21 protein-coding genes and 7 pseudogenes are annotated in these 26058 nt (G+C 73.6%); 15 read left to right on the top strand and 13 right to left on the bottom strand.

Going from position 1 to position 26058, the window contains the following annotated elements:
- Positions 1-202 (bottom strand): hypothetical protein (locus BJF79_RS63950; RefSeq protein WP_262403282.1); only part of this gene is annotated, 202 nt, incomplete at its 3' end.
- Positions 203-285: 83 nt separating this feature from the next.
- Between BJF79_RS63950 and BJF79_RS40225 the strand changes: the two are divergent.
- Together BJF79_RS40225 and BJF79_RS63945 are read left to right on the top strand one after the other, a co-directional pair.
- A pseudogene (locus tag BJF79_RS40225) lies at positions 286-1637 on the top strand (family 20 glycosylhydrolase).
- 49 nt (positions 1638-1686) lie between these two features.
- A complete protein-coding gene (locus BJF79_RS63945; protein WP_262403281.1) occupies positions 1687-2085 on the top strand; it encodes a hypothetical protein in 399 nt (132 codons plus the stop codon).
- On the opposite strand, the pseudogene BJF79_RS67845 reads toward BJF79_RS63945, so the two are convergent.
- Both BJF79_RS67845 and BJF79_RS40215 read right to left on the bottom strand, forming a co-directional pair.
- Positions 2025-2474 (bottom strand): annotated as a pseudogene (locus BJF79_RS67845) (alpha/beta fold hydrolase); the annotation flags it as partial. The gene BJF79_RS63945 and the pseudogene BJF79_RS67845 overlap by 61 nt on opposite strands.
- Before the next feature lie 9 nt (positions 2475-2483).
- A complete protein-coding gene (locus BJF79_RS40215; RefSeq protein ID WP_075905288.1) occupies positions 2484-2942 on the bottom strand; it encodes a hypothetical protein in 459 nt (152 codons plus the stop codon).
- Between the two features lie 125 nt (positions 2943-3067).
- On the opposite strand from BJF79_RS40215, the gene BJF79_RS40210 reads away from it, so the two are divergent.
- From BJF79_RS40210 to BJF79_RS40195, 5 genes are all read left to right on the top strand, one after another.
- Positions 3068-3601, top strand: coding sequence for an ABC transporter ATP-binding protein (locus BJF79_RS40210; protein WP_410050205.1), 534 nt, complete (start codon positions 3068-3070; stop codon positions 3599-3601).
- Entirely contained in the window at positions 3562-3783 is a 222-nt protein-coding gene (locus tag BJF79_RS67840) for a hypothetical protein (RefSeq protein WP_410050204.1), read from the top strand. The genes BJF79_RS40210 and BJF79_RS67840 overlap by 40 nt, the downstream gene beginning before the upstream one ends.
- Before the next feature lie 120 nt (positions 3784-3903).
- Positions 3904-6426: an ABC transporter permease gene (locus BJF79_RS40205; RefSeq protein ID WP_083734592.1), complete on the top strand. Its 2523-nt coding sequence runs from the start codon at positions 3904-3906 to the stop codon at positions 6424-6426.
- A 49-nt stretch (positions 6427-6475) separates the two neighbouring features.
- Positions 6476-7630, top strand: a complete 1155-nt coding sequence (locus tag BJF79_RS40200; RefSeq protein WP_075905300.1) for a sensor histidine kinase — start codon at positions 6476-6478, stop codon at positions 7628-7630.
- A 6-nt stretch (positions 7631-7636) separates the two neighbouring features.
- Positions 7637-8275 carry a response regulator gene (locus BJF79_RS40195; protein WP_075905286.1) on the top strand — a complete coding sequence of 213 codons (639 nt, stop codon included), beginning with the start codon at positions 7637-7639 and terminating at the stop codon, positions 8273-8275.
- A gap of 377 nt (positions 8276-8652) precedes the next feature.
- On the opposite strand, the pseudogene BJF79_RS63940 reads toward BJF79_RS40195, so the two are convergent.
- The 5 genes and pseudogenes from BJF79_RS63940 to BJF79_RS40175 form a co-directional block, all read right to left on the bottom strand.
- Positions 8653-9000: pseudogene (locus BJF79_RS63940) on the bottom strand (ATP-binding cassette domain-containing protein); the annotation flags it as partial.
- A gap of 140 nt (positions 9001-9140) precedes the next feature.
- Positions 9141-9290: a hypothetical protein gene (locus BJF79_RS63935; RefSeq protein ID WP_262403285.1), complete on the bottom strand. Its 150-nt coding sequence runs from the start codon at positions 9288-9290 to the stop codon at positions 9141-9143.
- A 192-nt stretch (positions 9291-9482) separates the two neighbouring features.
- Positions 9483-10882, bottom strand: a pseudogene (locus tag BJF79_RS40185) (ABC transporter permease subunit); the annotation flags it as partial.
- Between the two features lie 11 nt (positions 10883-10893).
- Positions 10894-11835: an ABC transporter permease gene (locus tag BJF79_RS40180; RefSeq protein ID WP_075905284.1), complete on the bottom strand. Its 942-nt coding sequence runs from the start codon at positions 11833-11835 to the stop codon at positions 10894-10896.
- 83 nt (positions 11836-11918) lie between these two features.
- Complete coding sequence (locus BJF79_RS40175; RefSeq protein ID WP_075905282.1) at positions 11919-13451, bottom strand: ABC transporter substrate-binding protein; 1533 nt, start codon at positions 13449-13451, stop codon at positions 11919-11921.
- Between the two features lie 162 nt (positions 13452-13613).
- Here BJF79_RS40175 and BJF79_RS40170 point away from each other — a divergent pair, with 162 nt between their 5' ends.
- The 4 genes and pseudogenes from BJF79_RS40170 (at position 13614) to BJF79_RS66100 (ending at position 16532) form a co-directional block, all read left to right on the top strand.
- Positions 13614-14345, top strand: a complete 732-nt coding sequence (locus BJF79_RS40170) for a TetR/AcrR family transcriptional regulator (RefSeq protein WP_075905280.1) — start codon at positions 13614-13616, stop codon at positions 14343-14345.
- Positions 14326-15879: pseudogene (locus tag BJF79_RS40165) on the top strand (glycoside hydrolase family 3 C-terminal domain-containing protein); the annotation flags it as partial. The gene BJF79_RS40170 and the pseudogene BJF79_RS40165, both read left to right, overlap by 20 nt.
- 170 nt (positions 15880-16049) lie before the next feature.
- A pseudogene (locus BJF79_RS66105) lies at positions 16050-16190 on the top strand (fibronectin type III-like domain-contianing protein); the annotation flags it as partial.
- Between the two features lie 126 nt (positions 16191-16316).
- The gene (locus tag BJF79_RS66100; protein WP_316043541.1) at positions 16317-16532 is read left to right on the top strand and encodes a hypothetical protein; all 216 of its coding nucleotides are present in this window, start codon (positions 16317-16319) and stop codon (positions 16530-16532) included.
- A 252-nt stretch (positions 16533-16784) separates the two neighbouring features.
- Here the strand turns inward: BJF79_RS66100 and BJF79_RS63930 are convergent, their stop codons facing one another.
- From BJF79_RS63930 to BJF79_RS40155, 3 genes and pseudogenes are all read right to left on the bottom strand, one after another.
- Entirely contained in the window at positions 16785-17267 is a 483-nt protein-coding gene (locus tag BJF79_RS63930) for a family 1 glycosylhydrolase (protein ID WP_262403284.1), read from the bottom strand.
- A gap of 242 nt (positions 17268-17509) precedes the next feature.
- A pseudogene (locus BJF79_RS63925) lies at positions 17510-17947 on the bottom strand (family 1 glycosylhydrolase); the annotation flags it as partial.
- A 93-nt stretch (positions 17948-18040) separates the two neighbouring features.
- On the bottom strand, positions 18041-18640 hold the full coding sequence (locus BJF79_RS40155) for a hypothetical protein (RefSeq protein ID WP_075905278.1): 600 nt from the start codon (positions 18638-18640) through the stop codon (positions 18041-18043).
- Positions 18641-18769: 129 nt separating this feature from the next.
- Between BJF79_RS40155 and BJF79_RS40150 the strand changes: the two genes are divergently transcribed.
- Positions 18770-20344, top strand: a complete 1575-nt coding sequence (locus BJF79_RS40150; protein WP_075905276.1) for an FAD-binding oxidoreductase — start codon at positions 18770-18772, stop codon at positions 20342-20344.
- A 54-nt stretch (positions 20345-20398) separates the two neighbouring features.
- Here BJF79_RS40150 and BJF79_RS40145 read toward each other — a convergent pair whose 3' ends face one another.
- Together BJF79_RS40145 and BJF79_RS40140 are read right to left on the bottom strand one after the other, a co-directional pair.
- Entirely contained in the window at positions 20399-20767 is a 369-nt protein-coding gene (locus tag BJF79_RS40145; RefSeq protein WP_075905274.1) for a hypothetical protein, read from the bottom strand.
- 229 nt (positions 20768-20996) lie between these two features.
- The gene (locus BJF79_RS40140) at positions 20997-21914 is read right to left on the bottom strand and encodes a hypothetical protein (protein WP_075905272.1); all 918 of its coding nucleotides are present in this window, start codon (positions 21912-21914) and stop codon (positions 20997-20999) included.
- A 526-nt stretch (positions 21915-22440) separates the two neighbouring features.
- Between BJF79_RS40140 and BJF79_RS40135 the strand changes: the two genes are divergently transcribed.
- The 3 genes from BJF79_RS40135 to BJF79_RS40125 are packed head-to-tail and all read left to right on the top strand — an operon-like array spanning position 22441 to position 26051.
- Positions 22441-24033 carry an AMP-binding protein gene (locus tag BJF79_RS40135; RefSeq protein ID WP_075905270.1) on the top strand — a complete coding sequence of 531 codons (1593 nt, stop codon included), beginning with the start codon at positions 22441-22443 and terminating at the stop codon, positions 24031-24033.
- A complete protein-coding gene (locus BJF79_RS40130; RefSeq protein WP_075905296.1) occupies positions 24030-25259 on the top strand; it encodes an acyl-CoA dehydrogenase family protein in 1230 nt (409 codons plus the stop codon). The genes BJF79_RS40135 and BJF79_RS40130 overlap by 4 nt, the downstream gene beginning before the upstream one ends.
- A gap of 27 nt (positions 25260-25286) precedes the next feature.
- Positions 25287-26051, top strand: coding sequence for an enoyl-CoA hydratase/isomerase family protein (locus tag BJF79_RS40125; protein ID WP_075905268.1), 765 nt, complete (start codon positions 25287-25289; stop codon positions 26049-26051).
- Positions 26052-26058: the final 7 nt, after the last annotated feature.

The raw sequence follows: 26058 nt of genomic DNA, 5'->3' as shown, positions 1-26058 counted from the left end.
CCGGCACCTTCCATCCCGCCCCCGATCCCGCTCCAGCCGACGGCTCGTCCGGTGCCGGTGGTCCGTTGGGTGATGTGTCGGCTGTGTCCGGCGGACGGGCCGCGGCGTCGGGGCGTCCGATGTTGAGGCGGGTGTTCCCGGTGCCGATGGCCTTGCCGGTGGCGCGTCGGGTGATGTGTCGGCTGTGTCTGGCGACGCGCACCGAACGGCTCGTCCGGTGTCGAGGCGGGTGTTCCCGGTGCTTACGGCGCTGGCGACGGCTCGTCCGGTGCGGGGGGTGGTGGGATCGGCGACTTCGGGGGGCGGGAGGGGTGCGAGCTGGTCGCGGACGGCGGCGGGGCCACGGTCACGGCCGGGGACGTCGAGGGGGTGTTCCGGGGGGCGGTGACGTTCGCGCAGCTCGTCCGGCCGGACGGGGACGGCGGGGGCGTCGTGCCCCGGGTGCGGATCGCGGACGGGCCCGCGTTCGCGTGGCGGGGGCTGTCCCTCGACGTGGTCCGGCGGTTCTTCACCGTCGACCAGGTGAAGAAGGTCGTCGACCTGCTCGCCCTCTACAAGTTCACGTCCTGCACCTGCATCTCACCGACAGCCAGGCGTGGCGGCTGGAGATCGGCGGGTGGCCGGGGCTGACCGATCCGGCGAACTGGCCTGGTCGGCTGACGCACGCCGACGAGGGCGTCCGGCCCTACTACACGCGGGACGACTTCCGCGAGATCGTCGAGTACGCGGAGGCGCGGTTCGTCACCGTCGTGCCGGAGCTCGACATGCCGGGGCACACGCTCGCGGCCGTCCGCGCGTACCCCGGACTGCAGGGGCCGGACGAGCCGGTGCACAAGCTCCTCGCGTACCTGCATCCGCGCGGGGACGCGACGTGGCGGTTCGTCGACGACGTGCTGCGGGAGGTCGCGGCGCTCGCGCCGGGGCCGTTCGTGCACATCGGCGGGGACGAGGCGTTCGGCATGCCCGACGAGCTGTACCGGGAGTTCGCGGCGCGCGCGCTGGAGGCCGGACGGGCGACCGGCAAGCGGGTCGTCGCGTGGCAGGAGGCGGCGCGTTCGGGGGCGCTCGACCCGGCGGACGTGGTGCAGGAGTGGGTCGGTGCGGGCGACGAGTTCGACGCCGACGCCGCCCGCGAGCGGATCCCGTCGGAGTACCACGCGCTGGTCGAGGCGATGGCGGCGGCGTTCGCCGAGTCGGCGCGCGACGTCCCGGCGGCCGTCGCCGCCGGGGCGCCGGTGCTCGCGTCGGCGAGCAGCGTCCTGTACCTCGACCGGCGGTACGCGGAGGATTCGCGGGACGCGGCGCAGACCGCGCGGCGCACGGTCGTGGGGCACGAGTCGTACGAGCCGCGCACCTGCCGTGAGCTGTTCGACTGGACGCCCGGCACGCTCGCCGAGATCCCGGCCGGTGCGCGCCTCGCGGGCGTCGAGGCGGCGATCTGGTGCGAGACGGTCGAGGGGTTCGACGACCTCGCGTTCCTGCTGCTGCCGAGGCTCGCGGGCATCGCCGAGAAGGCGTGGACGCCCGGACGGACGGGGTGGGACGGCCACCGCGTCCGGCTCGCCTGCCATCCGGCGTGGTGGGAGGCGCTCGGCTGGCGCGGCCACTACCGCTCGACGGTCGCGTTCGCGGAGTAGTGCTCCAGGACGGCCCGGGCGATCCGCTCGGGCGTTCGGCGACCATGTCGTGGCTCGCGTCCAGTTCGAGGACGCGCAGGTGGGGCCGGTCGGCGAGGAGGGGGAGCAGGTCGCGGCGGAGGCCGGCGCGGAGCGCGGGCATGAGGTCGCCGACGCGTCCGGGCAGGCCGGGCAGGTTCTCGGTGGCGAGGACGAACAGGGCCGGGCAGCGGACGCCGGCCACGGCCGGGACGCCGTCCCGGAAGTGCGGGTCGTACCGGACCTGCCCGGCGAGCGCGGCGTCCGGCCGGACGTGGACGCCTTCGCCGGTGGTGCGCAGCGCCCGCTCGGGGAGCAGCGCGGCGTGCGCTCGGCGAGCGGCCGGGCCATCGCCTCGGCCTGGGCGTCGAAGACGGCCTTCAGTTCGGCGAGCAGCGAAACCAGTTCGTCCGGTGCGATGCCGTCGTAGTGGTGCGGGTCGGTCTCGGCGGAGCGCAGGCCGTCGAGGTTGACGATGCCGGGCCCGTCCGGGTGCCGCAGCGCCCACCGCACGGCGACCATGCCGCCGAGGGAGTGGCCGACCAGGAGGGGCGCCCGCAGTTCGAGGCGGTCGATGACCGCCTGCACGTCGTCCAGGACCGCCTCCCAGTCCCACGGCCCGTCACCGGACAGCCCGTGGCCGCGCAGGTCCATGGCGACGACCCGGTGGGCGCCGGTGAGCAGCGGTGCGAGCGCGTTCCAGTGCAGCAGCGTGCCGCCGAGTCCGTGCAGGAGCAGGACGGGCGGGCCGTCGCCGCCGTGGTCGCGGACGGCGAGGCGGACGGGACGGTCGTCGATGATCGAGTCTCGTGCGGGCACGGTGCGCTCCTACGGGCGGTCGAGTCGGTCGCGGATGGAGGAGGTCGTGACGCCGCCGTCCGGGTGCCTGCCGAGCTTGCCGCGTTTGACCAGGTCGTGGACGCCCTGCCGGGTGATGCCGAGCATCGCTCCGGCGGTCGAGTACGGCACGGCGTCCGCCGCGGGGTGGCCGGTCACGCGCGCCACGGCGCGTCCCAGCGCGGTGCGCCACCATGCGGCGGGCGGGTCGAAGGGCGCGTCGCCGGGGAACAGCGCCGCGATGAGCCGGGCCGCGGTCGCGGTGGCCCGCTGCCGGTCGGGGCCGAGCAGCTGGGCGGCCCAGACCTCGGCCTCCACGCGCAGGCGGTCCCTGATCGGTTCGAGGAGTTCGCCGGACGTCAGCAGGATCTCCAGCGGGTCCAGGAGCCGTGTTTCCAGCAGTCCGGCCAGCTCGGCCGCCAGTTCGACGTGTTCGTCGGTGGTCGTCACTTGACGGACGATAGCAAGTACTTGCTATGAAGTGTCAAGTAGTGCGCCGTCCACCGGTCGGTGGACAACGGGTTCAGCCGGTCGAGGCTGTCGGCGGTGCCGCCCCCGCGACCAGCATTGACGGCATGACGAGAGTTGCGGAGTCGGCGAGCGGGAGTCCGGTCACGGAGCCGGACGAGGTGGTGCGGCTGCAGGCCGTGCGCAAGGTGTACGGAGGTCCCAAGCGCGGGACGGCGGCCCTGGACGGCCTGACCGTCGGGCTGCCGCGCGGGACGTTCACCGCGGTGATGGGCGCGTCCGGTTCGGGCAAGAGCACGTTCCTGCACTGCGCGGCGGGACTGGAGCGGCCGACGTCCGGATCGGTGCGGCTGGACGGTACGGACCTGGGCTCGCTCGGCGAGCGGGCCCTCACCCGGCTGCGCCGCGAGCGGATCGGGTTCGTGTTCCAGGCGTTCAACCTGCTTCCGGCGCTGACCGTGGTGGACAACGTGACGCTGCCGCTGCGGCTGGCGGGGCGGCGGCCAGACCGGGACGCGGTGGCGGACGTGCTGGAGCGGGTCGGGCTGGCGACCGGCGCGGCCACCGCCCCGCGGAACTGTCGGGCGGGCAGCAGCAGCGGGTGGCGATCGCCCGGGCGCTGGTCACCCGGCCCGCGGTGATCTTCGGCGACGAGCCGACCGGCGCGCTCGACACCGGCAACGCGCGCGGGGTGCTGGCGCTGCTGCGGGAGGTCGTCGCGGACGCGGGACGGACGGTCGTCATGGTCACCCACGACCGGTGGCGGCCTCGTACGCCGACCGGGTGGTGTTCCTGTCGGACGGCCGGATCGCGGGCGCGCTGAACCGGCCCACGACCGAGCGGGTGGCCGAGTGGATGACCCGGCTGCGCGGCGAGGCGCCGCAGGCCGGGGACGGGACGGGCGCGCGGGCGGCGCGGGCGGCGACGAGAACGTGCGGGAGCTGTGGTGATCGGCATTTCGTTGCGCATGCTGCGCTTCCACGCGGGCGGGTACCTCGCCGCGTTCGTCGCGATGTTCCTCGGCGCCGTGATCGTGATCGGCTGCGGCGGGCTGCTGGAGTCCGGGATCCACCGGGCGGCGCCGCCGCAGCGGCTCGGCGCCGCGCCGATCGTGGTGACCGGGGACCAGCGCTACCACGGCACCGCCTCCGACGAGGTGTTCGCCGAGCGGGTCCCGCTGGACGCGGGACTGGCGGACGAGCTGGCGGCCGTGCCCGGCGTGACCGGCGTGGCGGCCGACGTGTCGTTCCCCGTCCGGCGGACGGACGACGGCCGGGAGCTGACCGGGCACGGCTGGTCGTCGGCGCGGCTCGCACCCGCCGCGCTCGTCCGGGGTGCGGCACCGTCCGAGGCCGGGGAGGTCGTGCTGCCCGCCGGGTTCGGGACGGGCGTCGGCGCGACGGTCGAGCTGCTCGTGGGCGGCGGCGCGGCGCGCTACCGGGTGTCCGGGCTGGTCGATGGCGCGGGCGCGATCTACCTGACCGACGCCGAGGCCGGACGGGCCACCGGACGTCCCGGCAAGGTCGACTCCCTCGGCGTGTTCACCGCGCCGGGGACCGACGCGGCGGCGGTGAAGCGCGACGTCGCCGCCGTGGTGGACGGACGGCAGGCCGCCGTGCTGACCGGCGACGAGCGGGGCCGCGCGGAGGACCCGGGCGTCATGTCCGAGGGCGAGGACCTGATCCCCCTCGCCGCGGCGTTCGGCGGGCTGTCGGCCATGGTGACGGTGTTCGGCGTGGCCGCGACGCTGGGTCTGGCGATCCGGCGGCGGCAGCGCGAGACGGCGCTGCTGCGGGCCGTCGGCGCCACCCCCGGCCAGGTCCGCCGGTCGGTCGTCGGCGAGACGATGCTGCTCGCGGCCGCCGCCACCGGGCTCGCCTGCCTGCCCGGCCCGTACGTCGGGCGGTGGCTGCTCGCCGCGTTCGCCGAGGCGGGCGCGGTGCCGGAGACGCTGGCGTACCGGGCGGGGAGCGTCCCGCTGATCGCCGGAGTGTGCACCGCGCTGCTCACCGCACTGGCCGCCGCGTTCGTCGCGGCGCACGGCGCGGCCCGCACCCGTCCCGTCGAGGCGCTCGCGGAGGCGTCCGTGGAGAAGCGCCGGTTCGGGACGGTCCGGATCGTCGCGGGGCTGGGGTTCGTCGCGGGCGGCGCGGCCCTGGCGCTGGGCACGGCCCGGGCGGACGGTCCCGACGCGGCCGGGGTCGCGACCCCCGCCGCGATGGTGTGGACGGCCGGGGTCGCGCTGCTGGGGCCCGTCCTGGCCGCGGTCGTGACGGCGGCGCTGCGCCGGCCGCTGCGCGCCGTGACCGGATTCGCCGGTCACCTGGCCACCGAGAACGCCCGGGCCCGCATCGCGCGGCTGACCGGCGTGGTGGTGCCGGTGATGCTGGCCGCCGGGCTGGCCCTGTCGCTGGTCTACATGCAGACCACGCAGGCGAAGGGGGCGCGGGACGCGTTCGAGGACGGTCTGCGCGCCGACCTGGCGGTCACCTCCGCCGCCGGTGGCCTGTCCCCGGCGACGGTCGGCGAGATCGCCCGGCACCCCGGTGTCGCGGCGGCGTCGGCGCAGGTCACCAGCACCGGTTACATCGAACCCGCGGAACTGTCCGGGCCGCTCGTCCACGAGGGCGACGCGGGCGAGGGCGCCCCGCAGCCGCCCACGATGGCGCTGCTCGGCGTCACCGCGGGCGCGGTGGAACCGACGACGGCGTTCCGCGCCGCGAGCGGCAGCCTGGACGCCCTCGACGGTGCGACGGTCGCGCTGCCCGAGCGGTACGCCGGACCCTACGAGATCGGCGACACGGTCCCGATGCGGCTCGGCGACGGCAGTCGCGCCGCCCTCGAACTCGTCGCGACCGTGGCGTCCCGGCCCGGCTACGAGACGGCGCTGCTCCCCGCGGAGAGCCTGCTGCCCCACACCGACGGCGGTCTCGTCCCGCAGATCCTGGTGACGGCCGAGCCCGGCGCCGACCGGGCCCGGCTCGCCCGTGCGCTCGCCGAGACCGGCCCCGGCCTGCGGGTCGTCGACCGGGAGACGCTGTCGGAACTGCGCGCCGAGCAGGACGACACGCAGGCGTGGATGGCCTGGCTCGTCCTCGCCGTCGTCGTCGGCTACGCCGCGATCGCCCTGGTCAACGCCCAGATCATCGCGACGGGGGAGCGGCGGCGCGAGTTCGGGCTGCTGCGGCTCGCGGGCGCCGCGCGGCGGCAGGTGCTCCGCATGATGGCGGTGGAGGCGCTGCTGGTCACCGCGGTCGGCGTCGCGGCGGGACTGCTGGTCGCCGCGGCGACGCTGGTGCCGCTGAGCCTGAGCGTCCTGGACGCCCCGGTCCCGGCGGGCTCCCCGTGGATCCTGGCCGCGGTGATCGCCGCCGCGCTCGGGCTGACCCTGGCCGCGACGCTGCTGCCCACGCTCGCGCTGCTGCGCGACCGTCCCGCCGCCGCGGTCGCGGGCGAGCGCGGATAACGGCCGCCGTCCGGACCGACGCGCGGAGAGGAAACGTAAGGTGATCACCATGGCGCCCCCCGACGACCGGTTCCGCATCCTGCGATGGAACACCGTCCTGTGGCTGCTGTTCGGTGCGGCGCCCTACGCGGCCGCCGGGCTGCAGGACGACGGCGCCCTGCGGCACTGGGCGATCTGGGCGCCGATCGCGCTCGGCGCCGCCCACCTCGCCGCGCTGCGGTTCCCGCGCCACCGGACGGCGTTCCTGGCGGTCCTCGTCGCCGGGCTCGGCGCCGTCGCCTACCTGCGGGGCGGCGGCGCGTCCCTGTTCGTCGTGTCGCTCCCGACGTTCTGGCTGTTCGCCCCGACGGTCCCGCGCGCCGTCGCGGTCAGCGCGCTGGGGGCCGCCGCGACCCTCGCGGGCGGCGCCGTGCGGACGGGCGATCCGCTCGCCGGGAACCAGGTCGTGACCGCGGCCGCCTTCGCCGCCGGGGCGGTGCTCGGCGCGTTCGTGCACCTGCTGCTCAGGCGGGCCGCGGAACGGTCCAGGCGGCTCGCGGAGGAACTGGCCGCGGCCCGGCTCGAACTCGCCGACGCGCACCGCCGGGAGGGCGCGGCGCAGGAACGCGACCGGTTCGCCAGGGAGATCCACGACACGCTCGCGCAGGGCCTGGCGTCCATCGTCGTCCTGGCCGAGGCGGCGCGGGCGGACCTCGCGGACGATCCGGGGACCTCCGCCCGGCTCGTGTCGATCGAGCGGACCGCGCGCGAGAACCTCGCGGAGGCGCGCGTCCTGGTCGGCTCGGTCCAGCGGGACGCGTCCGGCTCGATCGCCCGGACGCTGCGCCGCACCCTCGACCGGTTCGCCGAGGACACCGGCCTGGCCGTCGACGGCGACCTCGCCGACGTCGACTGCGACCAGGCGACCCGGATCGCGCTGCTGCGCTGCACCCAGGAGTCGCTCGCCAACGTCCGCAAGCACGCCGCCGCGGCCGCGGTGAGCGTCGTCCTCACCGGCTGGCCGGACGCCGTCGAGCTGGAGGTCACCGACGACGGCCGCGGCTTCGACGTCGCCGCCGCCCGCGGGTTCGGCCTCGCCGGGATGCGCCGCCGCCTCGCCGAGCTGGGCGGCGAGCTCACCGTGACCAGTTCGCCCGGCGACGGCACCCGCGTCCTCGCCGTCCTGCCCGTCGGGCCGCCGCCCGTCCCGCCCGTCGAGGAGTGACACGCCATGCCCGAAGCCGAACTGCGGGTCATCGTCGCCGACGACCATCCGGCGATGCGCGCCGGGGTCGTCGCGCTGCTGGCCGCCGAACCCGCCATCACCGTCGTCGGCGAGGCCGCCGACGGCCGCGAGGCGGTCGAGCTCGTGGCGCGGCACCGTCCCGACGTGGCGCTCCTCGACCTGCGGATGCCCGACCTGGACGGCGTCGCCGCGACCGCCCGGATCGTGTCGGCGGGGCCCGGCACCCGCGTGCTGATCCTCACCACCTACGACACCGACGACGACATCGAGCGGGCGGTGGAGGCCGGGGCCGTCGGCTACCTCCTCAAGGACACCACCCGCGACCAGCTCATCGACGCCGTCCGGTCCGCCGCGCGCGGCGAGACGGTCCTGGCGCCGCGCGTCGCGCAGCGGCTCGTGGCCCGGATGCGGCGGCCCGCGCCCGTCGCGCTGACCGCCCGCGAGGTCGACGTCCTCAACGCGGTCGCCGACGGCCTGTCCAACGCCGAGATCGGCCGGCGGCTGGTCATCGCGGAGGCCACCGTGAAGACCCACCTGCTGCGCGTCTTCGCCAAGCTCGACGTCGGCGACCGCACCCACGCGGTCGTCACCGCGCTGGAACGCGGCCTCATCACCCGCTCCTGAAGCCGACCCCGAGCCGGACGGACGTCAGGACGCGCGTTCGCGCTCGACGCCGCGCGCCGCGCGCGCTGCGCGGCGACGTCCGCGACGGCGCCGGACAGCAGGAGGTCGCGCGTGTACGGGTGCCGCGGGTCGCCGGTGACCTGCGCGGCGTCGCCCGTCTCGACGATCTCGCCGCCGTGCAGCACCGCGACGCGGTGGCTCACGAAGCGGACGACCGCGAGGTCGTGCGAGACGAACAGGTACGCGACGCCCGTCCGCTCCTGGATTTCGAGCAGGAGGTCCAGGACGGTCCGCTGGGTGGTGAGGTCGAGCGCGGAGACGGGCTCGTCGCACACGATCAGCTTCGGGCCGATCGCGAGCGCGCGGGCGATCGCGACGCGCTGCCGCTGGCCGCCGGAGAACTCGCGGGGCAGCCGGGCGGCGGCGTCGGACGGCAGGTGCACGCGGTCCAGCAGGTCGCCGACCCGGCGGCGGGCGTCGCGGCGGCCGGTGCCCTGCGCCAGGAGCGGCTCGGCGAGGGTGTCGCCGATGGCCAGGGACGGGTTCAGCGAGGTGTACGGGTCCTGGAACACGACCTGGACGTCCCGGCTGAGCCGTCGCCGCCGCCTCGCGGAGGCGTGCTCGATGCGTTCCCCGGCGAACGTGATCGTGCCGGACGCGACGGGGACGAGCCCGAGGACGGCGCGTCCGATCGTCGTCTTCCCGGAGCCCGAACCGCCGACCATGCCGAGCGTCTCACCCGGCCTGACGTGCAGCGACACGCCCTTCAGTACCTCGTTGCGCGGCGCCCGGAAGCCCTTGCCGGGGAAGGACACCCGAAGGTCCTCGACGGCGAGCAGATGTTCGTCGGTCACGGCTTCGTCGGTCACGTCGGCTCCTTCTGCGCGGGACGCCACGGGCCGCGGGCCGGGACGTCGTCCAGGACGGCTTCGAGCAGGCGGCGCGTGTACGGTTCGGCGGGCTCGCCCAGCACCCGCTCGACGGGGCCCGCCTCGACGATGCGTCCGTCGTGCATCACGCCGACGCGGTCGCACAGGTCGGCGACGACGCCGAGGTTGTGCGTGACGAGCAGGACGCCGAGTCCGCGTTCGGCCTGCAGGCGGCGGAGGAGGCCGAGGACCTCGGCCTGCACCAGCACGTCGAGGGCGGTGGTCGGCTCGTCCGCGATGAGCAGTTCGGGGTCGCAGGACATCGCGCCCGCGATGAGGACGCGCTGCGCCATGCCGCCCGAGATCTCGTGCGGGTACGAACCGTACGTCCGCTCGGGGTCGGGGATCTCGACCTGCCGCAGCAGGTCGAGGGCGCGCCGCTTCGCCTCCGCCTTCGATATGCCCAGCTTGTACCGCATCGGCTCGACGAGTTGCGCGCGATCGTGAACGACGGGTCGAGGTTGCTCATCGGTTCCTGCGGGACGTACGCGACGACGCCGCCGCGCAGCGCGCGGTGCTCGCGTTCGGGGAGCCCGACGGTCTCGCGTCCCCGCACGGTGACGCTGCCGCCGCTGACGCGCCCGCCCTCGGGCAGGATCCCGAGGATCGAGAACGCGGTCTGCGACTTGCCCGACCCCGACTCGCCGACGAGCCCGACGATCTCGCCCGCGCGGACGTCCAGGTCGATGCCGTGCACGACCTCGTTCGTCCCGTAGGAGACGGCGAGCCCCCGGACCGACAGCAGGTCGGCGCGCTCGGACGCGTCCGCGTCCGCCGGTGGGGCCGTGGCCGCCGGGGCCTTGCGCGGGCGTTCGGCCGGACGGTCGCCGCGGTCCTCCAGCGCGTCCCGCAGCGCGCCCGCGAGCAGCACCAGGGACGCGCTGGTCAGCCCGAGCGCGAGCCCCGGCCACACGATCATCGCGGGGGCCCGCTCCATGTTCTGGAACGCCTCGTTCAGCATCGCGCCCCAGGTCGGGGTGTCGCCGCTGCCGATGCCGAGGAACTCCAGCCCGGCCTGCAGCCCGATCGCGAGCCCGGCGACGAGCGCGATCTGGATGATGATCGGCGCGCGGACGACGATGAGCACGTGCCGCGCGACGATCCGCAGGTCGGTGAGGCCCGACACCTTCGCGGCGTCCACGTACAGTTCGCCGCGCACGCCCGCGACGATGCCGCGCACCAGCCGGAAGAAGCTCGGCGCGACCAGCACGCCGAGGACGACCATCAGCACCCACACCGTGTTGCCGAGGATCGCGCGGGACGCCAGCAGCACGACCATCGCGGGCAGCGCCATGACGAGGTCGACGGTCCAGTTCGCCGCGGCGTCGAACCGTCCGCCCCGGTATCCGGCGAGCAGCCCGGACGGGACGCCGAGCGCGAGCGCGACGAGCAGTGCGATGACCGCGCCGCCGAGGGTGAACCGGCCGCCGTGCAGCAGCCGGGACAGCAGGTCGCGCCCGGCGGAGTCGAAGCCGAGGGGGTGCCCGGGGGCGGCGCCGCCGAAGGAGTCGGCGAGGTCGGCGGTGTTCGGGTCCTGCGGGCTGAGGACGGGCGCGAACAGCACCGCGACGACGATGACCGCGAGGACGATCGCCGGGATCAGGCCGAGCGGGTTGCGCAGCAGCCGCCGCGGCGCGCCGCCGCCGCGGGGCCGCCGGGCGGCGGGCGCCTTGTGCACGGTCGTCTCGCTCACGCCGTCCTCGCCTTCGGGTCGAGCCAGCCGATCAGGACGTCCACCAGCAGGTTCACCGCGATGACGCCGACCACCGTGAACAGCACGATCGCCATGATCATCGGGATGTCGCCGCGGGTGGTGTAGGTGACGGTCATGCTGCCGATGCCGGGCAGGCCGAAGATCTGCTCGACCAGCACCGCGCCGCCGAGCATCCCGACGAACTGCAGCCCGAGGACGGTCAGCGGCGGCGCCGCCGCGTTGCGCAGCACGTGCCGGAACAGGATCCGGCCGGGCGGCAGGCCGCGCGCGCGCAGCGTCCGGACGTAGTCCTGCCGGAGCACGTCGATGACGGCGCCGCGCACCTGCTGGGAGACGCCCGCGACGGCGGCGACCGACAGCGACGCGATCGGCAGCGTCACCGTGGACAGCCAGCCGGACGGCGACTCGGTGAACCCGACGTAGCCGATCGCGGGGAACCAGCCCAGCTTCACCGCGAACACCACGACGATCACGAGGGTGACCAGGAAGCCCGGCAGCGCGTACCCGACGACGCCCAGGATCTGGACGAACCGGTCGATCGGCCCGCGCCGGACACCGGCCCACACGCCGAACAGCAGCGACAGGACGGCGCTGACGAGCGTCACGCCGACCATCAGGCTGAGGGTGACGGGCAGCCGCGTGGTGATGGACCGCAGGACGTCCTCGCCGGTGAACCACGACGTGCCGAAGTCGCCGCGCAGCGCGTGCGCGAGCCAGTCGGCGTACTGGACGAGGACGGGACGGTCGAGCCCCAGTTCGGCGTTCTTGGCGTCCACGAGATCCTGCGCGGCACGGTTGCCCAGGAGTTGGCGGCCCACGTCGTTGTCGGGGATCGACAGGAGCAGATAGGACAGGACGGAGATCACGAACAGGAGCACGACGCCAGCCGCGATCCTGCGCAGTACGAAGCTCAGCATGTGACTCGGCTTCTGTGGTCGGGAGGGTGGCCGGGGCACGGGGGACGCCGGTCGGGGAGCGGGCCGTCCGGCGTCCCGCGCCGTCATCCGGCGGGCGCGTAGTTGTAGATCGACGGCAGGGCCATGCCGGACTGCGGCTCGATCGTCACGCCGCCGTCCGACACGTGCAGGTACGACAGCCGATAGAACGGGACGAACCAGGCTTCTTCCACGAGGTGCCGGTTCAGTTCGTGGAGCTGCGCCTCGGCGTCCTTCGCGGCGGTCCCGGCGATCTGCGGCAGGAGCTTCTGCACGGTGCCGTCGGTGGTGCCGAAGAAGTTGAAGGTACTGGGCAGCACCAGCTCACCGATCGCGACCCAGTCGTTGGCCGACTGGCCCATGTTCATCACCATGCCGGGGTACTCGCGGTCGGTGAAGATGCGCCGGACGGCCGACTGGTCCATGTCGTCCCAGGTCAGTTCGACGCCGATCGCCTCGAAGTACGTCTGGAGGGACGAGGCGAGCGCGTCCGGGACGATCGCGGAGATGCGCGGCAGCTTCAGCTCGAAGCCGTCCGCGTACCCGGCCTCCTTGAGGAGCCGCTTCGCCTTCGCCGGGTCGTAGGAGTAGTACGAGTCGAGTTCCTCCTGGAACGCGACGCTTTCGGTGCCGAAGATCTGGCTCGTCGCCTCGCCGCGTCCCTGCCGGATCTTGTCGAGCATCGTCTTGCGGTCGATCGCGTAGTTCAGCGCCTGCCGCACCTTCGGCTCGGCCAGCGCGGGCGCGATCTCGCCGCCGCGGTCGAACAGCAGGATGCCCTGGAAGTCGAACTCCTGCTTCTTCGTCTCGACGCCCGGGTCCTTCTCGACGCGGGCCTGCGCGTTCGCGGTCTGCAGGACGGCCGCGTCGACCTGCCCGGTCTTGAGCCCGTTGACGATCGCGGTCTCGTTGTCGAAGTACCGGAACGTCAGCTCCTTGTACGGAAGCTTCGTGCCCCAGTAGCCGGTGTCGGCAGTGTACGTCCACTTGGTGCCGATGGCCGTCTTGCCGGAGTCGAGGTCGTAGGGGCCGGTGCCGTCCGGCTTCGTCTTCAGCGGGTCGCCCGCGTCGTCGAACCTGGCCGGGTTGGCCATGAGCCCGGCGGCGTCGCTCAGGTAGAACAGCATCGCGGGGTTCGGCTGCTTGAGGTGCAGCACGACGTGTGCGGCGTCGGCGACCTCGATCTTCTCGACGTCGGCCAGCGTCTTGGCCATCCCGCCGCCGCCCTTCGCGAACCGCTCCATGTTCGCCTTCACGGCGGACGCGTCGAACGGCGTGCCGTCGTCGAACTTCACGTCGTCGCGCAGCGTGAGCGTCAGCTCGGTCCGGTCCTCGCCGTACTCCCACTTCGTGGCGAGCATCGGGCTGTAGGTCCCGTCCGGTTCGCGCTTGACGAGCGTGTCGTAGGCCGCCTGGAAGAACGGCATCGCGCTGCCCGCGGCGTCCTTGGGGTCGAGGCTCTGCGGGAGCGTCATCGTCGCCACGGTGAGGGAGTCGGACGAGCCGTCCTCACCGCCGGAACCGCCGCACGCGGTGAGCGCGGCCGCCGCCGCGGCGCACGCCGCGAGGGCCGCGACGCCTCTCGGGATCTTCTTCATCGCTACTCCGTTCTCCGGGCGCAACGGCCGTGTTCAGCGGAGGTGCCGCCGGGGTGCCGGTGAGCATACATGCGAAACTAACCACGTGGTAGGTTTTGCTCGGTCAAAGGATGCGCTGAAGGATGAACCCGCCCAGCCCGACATCCCAGGAAGGCCCGCACCATGAGCGAACAGACCCCGCGACGGGCGTCCGGCGGCCGGAAAACCGACCGCAAGGGGCCCACGAAGGGCGAGCGCACCCGCGCGACGATCCTCGACGCGGCCACCGAGCTGTTCTCCCGGTCCGGGTTCCACGCCGTCTCCCTGCGCGACATCGCCGCGCACGCCGGGCTCACCCACGCGGGACTGCTGCACCACTTCCCCGGCAAGGAGGACGTGCTGATCAAGGTGCTCGGCCGCCGCGACCGCGCCGACGCCGCACTGCTGTGGGCCCCCGACGCCGGCGAACGTCCCGAGGCGCTGCTGGACGCGATCGTCCGGATCGTCCACCGGAACATGGCCACCCCCGGCATGGTCGGCCTCTACGTCAAGATCTCCGGCGAGGCCGCCGACCCCGAGCATCCTGCGCACGACTACTTCGTCCAGCGCTACCGGGTGCTCCGCGAAGCGCTCACCAGGGCGTTCGCCGACCTGTTCGCACGGCCCGACCCGCCCCTGCACCACGACGCGGGCATCGTCGCCGGGCAGTTCCTCGCCCTCATGGACGGCCTGCAGACGCAGTGGCTCCTCGAACCCGAGGCCGTCGACATGCACGCGTCCGTCGTCGCGTTCCTCCGCCAGCTCGGGCTCACCCTCGAACTGTCCGCGGAGCCCGCGCCGCCGACGCCCGCGACGTCCGAACCGTCCTCGCCCGTCCCGCCCGCAAAGGAACCGCATGACACAGACCGACCGTGAACCCCTCACCCTGGAGGAGCGGGCGTCGCTCACCTCGGGCCGCGACACCTGGCGCACCGAGCAGGTGCGGGACGTCCCCTCGATCACCCTCGCGGACGGCCCGCACGGCGTCCGCCGCCAGCGCAAGGGATCCGGCGACGCGCTCGGCCTGACCGACAGCGTCCCCGCGACCTGTTTCCCCCCGGCCGTCGCGCTCGGCTCCTCCTGGGACGCCGACCTGGCCCGCCGCGTCGGCGCGGCCCTCGCCCGCGAGGCGTCCGCGCTCGGCGCCGACGTGCTCCTCGGCCCCGGCGTCAACATCAAGCGGTCGCCGCTGTGCGGCCGCAACTTCGAGTACTTCTCCGAGGACCCGCACGTGAGCGGCGTCATGGGGGCCGCGCTCGTCGCCGGGATCCAGTCGCGCGGCATCGGCGCGTGCGTCAAGCACTTCGCGGTCAACAACCAGGAGACCGACCGTATGCGGGTCAGCGCGGACGTCGACGAGCAGACGCTCCGCGAGATCTACCTGCCCGCGTTCGAGCACATCGTCCGGACCGCCGCCCCGTTCATGGTGATGTCCTCCTACAACAAGATCAACGGGGTGTACGCGAGCGAGAACCACTGGCTGCTCACCGACGTCCTGCGCGGGGAATGGGGCTTCGACGGCGTCGTCGTCTCCGACTGGGGCGCCGTCAACGACCGCGCCGCCGCCCTCGCCGCCGGGCTCGACCTCGAGATGCCGCCCACCCGCACCGACCACGAGGTCGTCGCCGCCGTCCGCGCGGGCCGCCTCGCCGAGGACGCCGTCACCGGCGCCGCCGACCGCGTGACCGCCCTCGCCGGCCGGGTTCGGGACGCCGAACGGTTCGACGGCTGGGACGTCGACGAGCACCACGAACTCGCGCGCGAGGCCGCACGCGGCTCGATCGTCCTGCTGAAGAACGACGGCGTGCTCCCGCTGGCGGACCCGGGCCGCGTCGCCGTCGTCGGCGAACTCGCCCGCACCCCCCGCTACCAGGGCCACGGCAGCTCCCACGTCGTCCCGACCCGCCTCGACAGCGCGTGGGACGCCCTGCGCGAACGCATCGACGCCGCGTTCGCCGCCGGATACCGGCTGGACGGCGAGCCCGACGCGTCCCTCGCCGCCGAGGCCGTCGCCGCCGCCTCGGCCGCCGACGTCGCCGTCGTCGTCCTCGGCCTGCCCGACGAGGCCGAGTCCGAAGGCTTCGACCGCACCACCATCGACCTGCCCGCCGTCCAGACCGACCTGCTCCGCCGGGTCGCGGGCGTGTGCCCGCGGGTCGTCGCCGTCCTCGCCAACGGCGGCGTCGTCGCGGTCGCCGACTGGCAGGACGCCGCCGGGGCCGTCCTGGAGGGGTGGCTGCCCGGCCAGGCGGGCGGTTCCGCGATCGCCGACATCCTGCTGGGCGCGCACAGCCCGTCCGGGCGGCTCACCGAGACGATCCCGAACCGGCTCGCCGACGTCCCGTCCCACCTCCACTTCCCCGGTGCGGACGGACGCGTCGGGTACGGCGAGGGACGGTTCGTGGGCTACCGCCACTACGACACGCTCGGCCTCGACGTCGCCTACCCGTTCGGGCACGGCCTGTCCTACACGCGGTTCGAGTACTCCGACCTCGCGCCCGCGAGACCGGCGCGAACGAGTGGACGGTCGAGGCGACGGTCGCGAACGTCGGCGACCGGACGGCCCACGAGGTCGTCCAGCTGTACGTCGCGTTCGACGAGGCACTCCCCACGCGCCCCCGGCACGAGCTGCGCGGATTCGCGAAGATCGAGCTGGCGCCGGGCGAGCGCTCGCGCGTCCGGTTCGAGCTCACCGGACGGGACGTCGCGCAGTGGTCCCCGTCGCGCGGCGGCTGGCGCGTCGACGCGGGCACCTTCGCGGTCGAGATCGGCGCCTCGTCCAGAGACATCCGCCTTCGCACCGAACTGTCCACGCCCGGGGACGGCCACGTCACCGCGCTCGGGCGCATGTCCACGCTCGGCGAGTGGCTCGACCACCCCGTCGGCTCGCGGGTGCTGAAGTCGCGGCTGCGCGACGCCGGCGGCTTCACCTCGGGCGGTTCGCCCGCATTGCTGGCACTCGCCCGGGGAATCCCTCTGGCGAAGTTCAGCACGTTCGGGATCGGCCTGTCCGGCGACGTCGTGGACGAGCTCGTCACCGCCGTAGAGTCCGAGACCTCGTGAGACCGGGGGCCGGCCGCACCGCGCCGCGGCCGGCCCCCTCCGGCCACCGGCCTCCCGCAAGGCCGCTCCGGGCCCGGCGCGGGAGGCTCTGGGCGTCACAGATCCGGGCACCCGCTTCGACACAGGCCTGGAAGGCCGCAACACCTACGAGATCGAGCTCAAGGCCGGGGGCAGCCGACGCCTGCCCCCACGGTGACGGACAGCGGCGCGATCTTCCTCACCTACACCCGCGAGCCCGCCTGAACCGCGCGACTACGCCGGGACGTCGTTCGTGCGCGCGACGTCGCCCAGCCATCGTGCGCTCGGCTTCACGGTGCGGGCGAACGTGTCCCGGTCGACCGCGACCAGCCCGAACGTCGGCGCGTACGTGCCCCACTCGTAGTTGTCGAGCAGCGACCAGTGCAGGTACCCGCGGACGTCGCGCCGTCGGCCAGCGCCGCTCGCAGGCCCTCCAGCGCGCCCCGCGTGTACTCGATCCGCTCGGCGTCGTCCCGGGTCGCGATGCCGTTCTCCGTCACGAGGATCGGCACCCCGGGCACCCGCTCCGCCGTGTGCCGCACCGCGTTGCCGAGCGCCGCCGGGTAGAACTCCCAGCCGGTCAGCGTGCGCCGCACGCCGTCGGGTTCCGGCAGGGCGCCGTCCCGTCCGATCCGCACCCGCGTGTACGCCTGCACGCCGACGAAGTCGTCGCCGCGCGCCGCGTCGAGGAAGCGGTCCTCGCGCGACCGGGCCCACTCGTCCCGTTCGGCCTCCGCGCCGCCGACCGCCTCGAAGTTCTGGTTCGCGATCGTCCACCCGGACTTCAGCGGCCCGAGTTCCGCGCTCGCGGCACGGTGCGCGGCGGTCAGCGCGTCCGCGACGGCCGGGTCGGGCGGCGGCATGGCGCCCGCGACGTTCTCGCTGCGTTCCTCGCGCTTCACCATGTTCGCCATCATCGCGAGCATGTTCGGCTCGTTGATCGTGCACACCCACGGCACCCCGTCGAGGATCGGCCGGACCGCCCGCACGTACCGCCGGAACCGCTCGACCGCGCCGTCGGCCGTCCAGCCCCCGGCCTTGGCGAACCACAGCGGGCTCGTGAAGTGGTGCAGCGTCACGACGGGCGTGAGCCCCCGCTCCAGGCACCCCTCGACGACGCGCCGGTAGTGCGCCAGCGCGGCCCGCGAGACCCGCCCCTCGACGGGCTCGATCCGCGCCCACTCGATGCCGAACCGGTAGGCGTTCAGGCCGAGGTCGCGGACGATGTCGAGGTCGTCCGGCCACCGGTGGTAGGAGTCGCACGCGTCGCCGCTCCGCTCCGGCAGGAACCCGTCCGGCCGATTCTCCAGCGCCCAGAAGTCGCTGGCGACGTTGTTGCCCTCGGTCTGGTGGGGGCTGGTCGCCGCGCCCCACAGGAACCCGTCCGGAAAGCCCACGTTCGTCCTCCTCGTTCGCCGCTGCCGAGCAAAACCTACCACCTGGTTAGTTTTGTCGACCTCGACGTCCGCGGGCTGCGGGGCCGGAGGCGCTCAGGGACCCCACGGGCCGCCGCCCCATCTCTCCAGGAGCTGCCAGACGGCGACGCCCGCGAACACCGCGCACCCGAGGACGTATCCCGTGACCCGCCGCGCCGCCGAGCCCGGCGCCGTCACCGCCCGCCGCGCCGCGAAACCGAACATCGCCAGCGCTGCCACGCCGAGCCCGGCCGCGCCGATGCCCCGCTCCCGGACGTTGTCGCGGCCCACCCCGTCCGACCGCACGAGCATCTCGGCGACGTGGCCGCCCGGCTCCCGGACCCGCAGCCGCGCCGGGAACTCCTTCCCGCTCTCCACGTCCGCCGCGTCGTACCGGTTGAAGAGCCGGATCCGCTCCCGGACGACCCTCCCGTCGTCCGACCGGAACGAGCCGTGGCACGAGTCCGTCAGGTTCCGGATCTTCTTGCAGCGGTCCAGCTCGAACATCCCCGGGACGCCGTCGCGCAGGACCGCGCCCGGCTCCTGGTAGCGGTCGTGGAACATGTTCGAGGACGCCACCAGCAGCAGCACCCCGAACGCCAGGGCCGCGAACCCCCGGGACCCGAACCGCCCGGCCGCGCCCGGGCGGCCGCCTTCGTCGTGCTCGTCGTCCATAAGCCTCGCGCAGCCTCCGTCCCGGCCGTTTCGACGGCCGCGGACCACCGGCGGTTCCGGCGGGGATCTTGCTTCCGGACGGCCGGGCGTGCAGCGTGTCCGTCGACGGACGAGCGAGGAGGACGGGCGATGCCGGACGGGCGATCGTGGTGGGGCTGGGGGAACGTCGCCGACGCGGTGACGGGACGGGAGGCCGCGGCGCTCGCCGCCCGGGTGGCGGCGCTCCTGCCGGACGCCGACCTGACGCCGCACCGTCCGCCCGAGGTCGCGGACCTCGGCGTCCCCGCCCCGCGCGTGCGGGTGCCCGGCGCGCTGGAACCGCTGGCGTCGCACGACCCGGCGGACCGGGCCGCGCACAGCCACGGGCAGGCGTTCCGCGACGTCGTCCGCTGCCTGCTCGGCCGCCTCGACCGGACGGTCGACCTGGTGCTGCGCCCGCGCACCGAACAGGACGTCGTGGACGCCCTGGACTGGGCCACCGGCGCCGGCATCGCGGTCATCCCGTTCGGCGGCGGGACGTCCGTGGTCGGGGGAGTCGAGCCCCGGCACCTCGACGGCTATCCGGGCGTGGTCTCCCTCGACCTCACCGGCCTCGACCGGGTGGTCGAGGTCGACCGGACGAGCCGCGCGGCGCGCGTCCAGGCGGGGATCCTCGGCCCGGCCCTGGAAGCGGAGCTGCGCCGGGACGGCCTGACGCTGCGGCACTACCCGCAGTCGTTCGAGTTCTCCACGCTCGGCGGCTGGCTCGCGACGCGTTCGGGCGGGCACTTCGCGACCGGCTGCACCCACATCGACGACCTGGTGGAGTCGATGCGGGTCGTGACGCCCGCCGGGGTCGGCGAGTCGCTGCGGCTGCCGGGCTCGGGGGCGGGCCCGTCGCCCGACCGGATGTTCCTCGGCTCGGAGGGCGCGCTCGGCGTGATCACCGAGGCGTGGATGCGGCTGCGCGAACGGCCGCGGTGGCGGGCCGGGGCGTCCGTCGAGTTCACCGACCACGCCGCCGCCGTGACGGCCACCCGGGTGATCGCCCAGTCCGGCCTGTCCCCGGCGAACTGCCGGTTGCTCGACCCGGCCGAGGCGTTCCTCAACGCGGGCTCGTCCGCGCCCGGCGGCGTCCTGGTCCTCGGCTTCGAGTCGGCGGACCGTCCGGTCGACGCGGAGCTGGCGCGGGCGGCGGAGACCTGCCGCGAGCACGGCGGCGAGATCCCGGCGGAGCGGACGGGCGCGTCCGACACGTGGCGGTCGGCGTTCCTGCGGATGCCCTACCGGCGGGACGCGCTGGCCGCGCGCTCGATGATCGTCGAGACCTTCGAGACCGCTTGCACCTGGGACCGTTTCGACGCCCTCCGCGACGCCGTCCGCACGGCCGCCGAACGCGCGCTGGCGTCCCTCGGCGAGACCGGCGTGGTGACGTGCCGGTTCACCCACGTCTACCCGGACGGCCCGGCGCCGTACTTCGGGATCTACGCGTCCGGCACGTGGGGCCGCACGGTCGAGCAGTGGGACGAGATCAAGGCGGCGGTCTCCGACTCCATCGCGGCCAACGGCGGCACGATCACCCACCACCACGCGGTCGGCCGCGACCACCGGCCCTGGTACGACCGGCAGCGCCCCGGCCCGTTCGCGGTCGCCCTCCGCGCCGCCAAGTCGGCCCTCGACCCCGCCGGGATCCTCAACCCCGGCGCCCTGCTCGACCCGCGCTGACGCCCCCCCCGGCGGGCGGACCCGCCGGGGGGGCGGGACGATCCGTCGGGGCGGCTATCCGGGCCAGCGCAGGCGCTCGGGATCGCACAGCTTCCAGGCGCCGTCCTCCTTGCGCAGGTAGAGCGTCGCGGGCGGCTGCGAGGGACGGGCGACGCGCACCCGGGCGAGGTCGCCGGAGACCTCGACGCCGGACGTCTCGACCGGCCGCTCCGCATCCGCGCCGAGGCCGTCGCCGTCCTCGGCGACCCCGGACTCGGCGGCGCCGCGCGCCTCCTCGGCGCACATCAGGTCGAGCGCCGCGGCCGTGTCCTCCCGGTCGACCGCGTGCGCGAACTCCTCGGCCGCCGCGCGAATCCGACCCTCGTCCCGATGCGTCCACCAGAACGCGCCGTAGCCCGCGGCGGAGAGCACCACCACCGCCATGAGGGCCCCGACGATCGCGATCGGCCGCTTGCGCGACCGGCGAACGTGCCGCGGCGAGGTCGGCGGCGCTGGTACGGCGGCGGCTGGTACGGCGGCGGCTGGGACGGCGGCGGCTGGGACGGGGGCGGGGGCGGGGGCGAGTGCGGCGGCAGGGGTGCCTGCTGCTGTCGGGGCGGCGGTTGTGGCGGGGGGAACTGCGGCGGGCCCGCGACCCTTCGATCCATGGGGCTCAGCTCCTCTGGTTCTTGAGCAGCACGTCGATCAGTTCCTTGAGTTCCGTTTCGGCCTTCTCGCGGAGCTTCGCCTGTTCCCGCCGCCAGGCGGGGGACGTGCCCGAGGCGAAGGCCGCGCTGCCCGACCCCTTCGAGAGGTTCGACGATCCGGAGAGCCATTGGGCGTTCGCGGGCGAGTTCGCGACGATGAACATGTTGCGGGGCGTGAGCTTCAGGAAGTCGGGGAAGGCGACGAGCCGCCGCAGCGGGACGATGTGGTCCATGTGGACGCTGCCGATCCGGCGGCCGCTCGACGACGGGTAGGCGGGGTCGGGCGTGCCCGTCCTGGGCGCCCGCACGCCCTGGAGGTAGGCGGTGGGCGGGAACGAGGGGCGCGTCTCGTCGAGCGCCTTGTACACGCGCTGGACGGACGGCGGCAGCTTGGGCGGGCGCCGGTCCAGCCGCTTCGTCATCCCGGCCTTCCCCTGCCCGTACCGGAGGAATTCGTAGGTCTTGGGGCTCCAGTGCGTCACCGCGCGCTTCTCCTCGTCGGTCACCCCCCGGTGCGCGGCGTCGATCTTCTTGGTGGCGTCGTTCGTCGGCTTCATGAACTCCCCGCGCGGGTACCTGGCCTTCACCCGGTCGAGCTTCTTCTCGCAGTCCATGAGCCGCGAGATGGCCTGGTTCTGCTCCCGCCGCAGCGTCGCGGCTTCGGCGTTGTAGGAGTTCACGTAAGACTGGGAGCTGCTGACGCTGGGACGTGCGTTGTGGGCTCGGATCCGTGCCTGGACCGCCTTCAGGTCGGCGACCGGGCCGGCGCACAGCTCTTCGGTGAGGGGGTCGGCGGCGGCCTGCGGCGCCGCCGCGACCGTCAGGACGGCGGCGAGCGGAACGGCGGTCAGGAGTCCGGCGACACGTCGCGGTGTTCGCATCATGACTCCTCGTCCGGTGTGGGAACCATGCTTATATGGACGTCGATGTTCTTTTGAAAGTTCGGGCGGCCCCCGGGAACGTCGTCCGCCCGTCCACAACCTGTGGAGGGCCGCGTTCACCGCGTCCGGACGCTCGACGTGCTGGTAGTGCGCGGCGCCCTCGATCCGGAGCGGGGGCCGGAGCCGGCCCCTTCCGGGCGGAGCGGCAGAGGCGATCCGAAAAAGGGATCCGATGGACGGCCGTCATTCGTGAGCCTGATGGCGATCGAAGGGCGGGGAGGTATTTCGGACGCCGAAAACGACAATTTCAAGCGCGTCCGAAAATGAAGTACCCGGAAGTGGTCGTGGTCACGCTGTCACCTTGCGTCCCAAGAGACCTTTTTGTGCCCTTTTAGACACTATTGCTGTATATGGCGTTGTGTGTTCCGATATTTAGCGCACTGTCCAGATCCTGGATGATCTCGATTCGACCGCCGGCCACGAACCACCGTCACGACGCATGCCCTTCGAGCGACAAGCGGAGGTCCGGATGCGCAAGGAGACGCTGGAGAGCTTCGTCCTCGGCGACGTTCTCCGGTCGCAGGCGCAGATTCACCGCAGACAGACCTTTCTCAGATTCCGGGACGGCGAGATCAGCTACGGCGAGGTCGACGCGACCGCCGACCGGATGGCGCGGGCGCTGTCCGGCGCCGGCATCGGGCGCGGCGACCACGTTGCGTTGATGCTCCCGAACTGTCCCGACTTCGTCCCCCTCGTGTTCGCGCTGGCGCGGCTGGGCGCCGTCGCCGTCCCGGTCAACATCGGCTACCGGGGCGAATTGCTCCGGCACGTGCTGACCAGCTCCGACTCCCGCTGGCTGATCGTGGACGGCCCGTACGCCGAGCGGGTCCCCGAGCTGGCCGAACGGCTGCCGAAACTGGACGGCGTGCTCGTCCGGGACGCGGCCGGGGCCGGTGTCCCGCTCGACCGGCTCGGCAAGCCGGCCCGCGAGCTGACGTCCCTGCCGGACGACGGCGACGGCCCCGTGCGCGTCCCCGTCGGGTTCGGCGACCTCCAGGCGATCATGTACACGTCGGGCACCACGGGCCCGTCCAAGGGCGCGATGGTGCCGCACGCGCTCGCGCTGACCTGCGCCTACGACTCGCTCGACTTCCTCGACCGGTGGGGCAAGACGATCTACTGCCCGCTGCCGCTGTTCCACGCGGCGGCGCTGTGGGACGGGATGCTGTCGGCGCTGCTCGGCGGCGGGTCGATCGCGATCGTGGAGAAGTTCAGCGCGTCCCGGTTCTGGGACGACGTGCGCCGGTTCGACGCGCAGGTGTGCATGAGCGTGTTCTCGATGATCCCGATCCTGCTGAACCGCCCGCCGACGCCGCGCGACCGCGACCACCGGCTGGAGACGTTCTACATGGGCAAGTCGAACCTGGACGAGCCGCTGCGCGACCGGTTCGGCGTCCGGTCGGTGGAGACGTACACGAGCACCGAGGCGGGCATCGCGACCGGCAGCCCGTACGGGGAATGGCGGACGGGCTCGTGCGGGACGGCGCACGACGAGCGGTTCCACGTCGCGGTCGTCGACGAGCAGGACCGCGAGGTCGGGCCGGGCGAGCCGGGCGAGCTGGTGCTGCGGCCGAAGCAGCCGTTCGTCCTCACGACCGGGTACTACGGCGCCTGGGAGGCGACCACCCATTGTTTCCGGAACATGTGGTTTCACACCGGAGATCGGGTATGGCGCGACGAGGACGGTTATTTCTTCTTCCTCGACCGGATGAAGGACGCCATCCGGCGGCGCGGCGAGAACATCTCGGCCTTCGACCTGGAGTGCGAGATCAACGATCATCCGGCGGTGCTGGAGTGCGCGGCGATCGGCGTGCCCTCCGAACTGGAGGACGAGGACATCAAGGTGTCGGTCGTGGTGCAGCCGGACCTCGGGCTCGAACCGGCCGAGCTGGTCGCGTACTGCGAGGAGCGGCTGCCGCGCTCGATGGTCCCCCGCTACATCGAGTTCGTGGACGCCCTGCCGCGCACCCCGACCGACAAGGTCGCGAAGTACCGGCTGCGCGCCCAGGGCGAGGGCGGCCTCACGCCCACGACGTGGGACCGGGAGGCGGACGGCCGGTGAACTGGGACGACACACCGCAGCAGGCCGCGTTCCGCGAAGAGGTGCGCGCGTTCGTCCGGGAGAAGTTCCCGGCGTCGTACGAGCCCGCGTGGGACGAGGAGCAGAGCCTCGAACCGGAGGACGTCGCAGGCTACAACTGGCCGGTCGACCGTGTATCGGACGATCCGGCAAGACGGGACGGCGCGCGCGCGTGGGCCGACGCGCTCGCTGAACGCGGGTGGATCGCGCCGCACTGGCCGTCCGAATTCGGGGGTGCGGGCCTGTCCCCCATGGAGGAGTTCATCCTGCACGAGGAGATGATGCGCGCGCGCGTCCCGACCGTGAACGGCATCGGCGCGTTCCTCCTCGGGCCTACGCTCCTCGTCCACGGGACGGATGAGCAGAAGGCTGCGCACCTGCCGCCCATCGCGCGCGGCGAGGCGACGTGGGCGCAGGGGTTCTCCGAGCCCGGCGCGGGATCCGACCTGGCGTCCCTGCGCACCCGCGCGGTCCGGGACGGCGACGTCTATGTGGTGGACGGGCAGAAGGTGTGGACGTCGCTCGGCCAGTACGCCGACTGGCTGTTCGTCCTCGTCCGCACCGACCCGGCCGCCGATCCGCGCCATCGCGGCATCACGTTCCTGCTGGTCGAGGCGGACGCGCCGGGCGTGACGATCCGTCCGATCAGCGATCTTCGCGGGGCGGCGCCGTTCTGCGAGATCTTCTTCGACGGCGTGCGGGTGCCGGTCGCGAACCGCGTCGGCGAGGAGAACCGGGGCTGGTACGTCGCGATGACCGCGCTCGGGTTCGAACGGGCCGGGATCGGCGCGACGATCAAGTACGAGCAGGCCCTCGCCGAGCTGGTCGCGTACCTGCGGTCGCCGGACGGCGCCCGGTTCGCCCGCGCGGACGGGGACCTCCGGCGGGAGATCGCCCGCCGCCACACCGAGATCCGGGTGCTGTACAACCTCGCCCGCTACACCGTGTCGCGGCAGGCCGCGGGTGAGGAACCGGGGTACGAGGCGTCCGTCAACCAGCTCTTCGGTGCGGAACTGCATCAGCGCCTTGCCCGCACTGGCGCGCGCGTGTTCGGACGGCACGCCGACCTATGGGAACGCGACGACGCACCCATGAACGCGTACTGGACCCACATGATCCGCGACTCGGTGGCGTCCACTTTCCTGGGCGGCACCACCGAGATCCAGCGGAACGTCATCGCCACCAGGGGCCTGAACCTGCCCCGCTGAACCCCCACCGGGAGGAGCGAGTAACGCATGCCCGACACCGGATACGGCGACTACGAGACCATCGACCTCAGGCTCGACGAACGGGTGGCCTGGCTGACCCTCAACCGCCCCGACAAGCTCAACGCACTGACCCCAACCACCATGCACGAGCTGAGGGACGTCTTCACCCGCGTCGACGACGACGAGGACGTGTGCGTCGTCGTCCTGCGCGGGGCGGGGGAACGTGCGTTCTGCGCGGGGATGGACCTGGGCTGGTCCGAGAAACTGACCCCGCGCGAACGCGTCGAGCAGGGACGCCTCGGTGAGAAGACGTTCGCGATGATGGAGCGCACGTCCGTCCCGGTCGTCGCGGCCGTGCACGGCTACGCGGTCGGCGGCGGACTCGAACTGGCGCTCGCCGCCGACTTCATCGTCGCGTCCGAAAACGCCAAGATGGGGCTCGTCGAGATCACCCTGTCGGCGCGGCCCCCGTACCGGCCGAAGATGACCGAGGACGGCGACCCCGACCAACCCGAGTTCGGCGGGTCCGCGCCCGGCTGGGGCGGCGTCAAGCGGCTCCCGGAACGCATCGGCAAGGCCCGCGCGAAGGAACTGCTGTTCACCGGCGCCCGCATCGACGCAGAGCGCGCGCTGCGGCTCGGCCTCGTCAATGACGTGTACCCGGCAGGGGAGTTCGACGAGCGGGTCGGTGAACTCGCCCGGCGCATCGCGGCCATGAACCGCTACAACCTGCGCCTCGTCAAGGAACTCGTCACCAGCGGCTACGACTGGATCGAGCCCCACCCGAGCTAGGAGGTAC

The sequence above is a fragment of the Actinomadura sp. CNU-125 genome (genome assembly GCF_001942465.1).
In the GTDB taxonomy this organism is placed as follows: domain Bacteria; phylum Actinomycetota; class Actinomycetes; order Streptosporangiales; family Streptosporangiaceae; genus Spirillospora.
This window is presented reverse-complemented; position numbering and strand designations above follow the sequence as displayed.

Excerpts from the sequence above, each read along its gene's own strand:
- BJF79_RS40210 (WP_410050205.1), top strand. The coding sequence starts at position 3,068 with ATGACGAGAGTTGCGGAGTCGGCGAGCGGGAGTCCGGTCACGGAGCCG.
- BJF79_RS40200 (WP_075905300.1), top strand. The coding sequence starts at position 6,476 with ATGGCGCCCCCCGACGACCGGTTCCGCATCCTGCGATGGAACACCGTC.
- BJF79_RS40195 (WP_075905286.1), top strand. The coding sequence starts at position 7,637 with ATGCCCGAAGCCGAACTGCGGGTCATCGTCGCCGACGACCATCCGGCG.
- BJF79_RS63935 (WP_262403285.1), bottom strand. The coding sequence starts at position 9,290 with ATGCACGACGGACGCATCGTCGAGGCGGGCCCCGTCGAGCGGGTGCTG.
- BJF79_RS40180 (WP_075905284.1), bottom strand. The coding sequence starts at position 11,835 with ATGCTGAGCTTCGTACTGCGCAGGATCGCGGCTGGCGTCGTGCTCCTG.
- BJF79_RS40175 (WP_075905282.1), bottom strand. The coding sequence starts at position 13,451 with ATGAAGAAGATCCCGAGAGGCGTCGCGGCCCTCGCGGCGTGCGCCGCG.
- BJF79_RS40170 (WP_075905280.1), top strand. The coding sequence starts at position 13,614 with ATGAGCGAACAGACCCCGCGACGGGCGTCCGGCGGCCGGAAAACCGAC.
- BJF79_RS66100 (WP_316043541.1), top strand. The coding sequence starts at position 16,317 with ATGTCCACGCTCGGCGAGTGGCTCGACCACCCCGTCGGCTCGCGGGTG.
- BJF79_RS40155 (WP_075905278.1), bottom strand. The coding sequence starts at position 18,640 with ATGGACGACGAGCACGACGAAGGCGGCCGCCCGGGCGCGGCCGGGCGG.
- BJF79_RS40150 (WP_075905276.1), top strand. The coding sequence starts at position 18,770 with ATGCCGGACGGGCGATCGTGGTGGGGCTGGGGGAACGTCGCCGACGCG.
- BJF79_RS40145 (WP_075905274.1), bottom strand. The coding sequence starts at position 20,767 with ATGGCGGTGGTGGTGCTCTCCGCCGCGGGCTACGGCGCGTTCTGGTGG.
- BJF79_RS40140 (WP_075905272.1), bottom strand. The coding sequence starts at position 21,914 with ATGATGCGAACACCGCGACGTGTCGCCGGACTCCTGACCGCCGTTCCG.
- BJF79_RS40135 (WP_075905270.1), top strand. The coding sequence starts at position 22,441 with ATGCGCAAGGAGACGCTGGAGAGCTTCGTCCTCGGCGACGTTCTCCGG.
- BJF79_RS40125 (WP_075905268.1), top strand. The coding sequence starts at position 25,287 with ATGCCCGACACCGGATACGGCGACTACGAGACCATCGACCTCAGGCTC.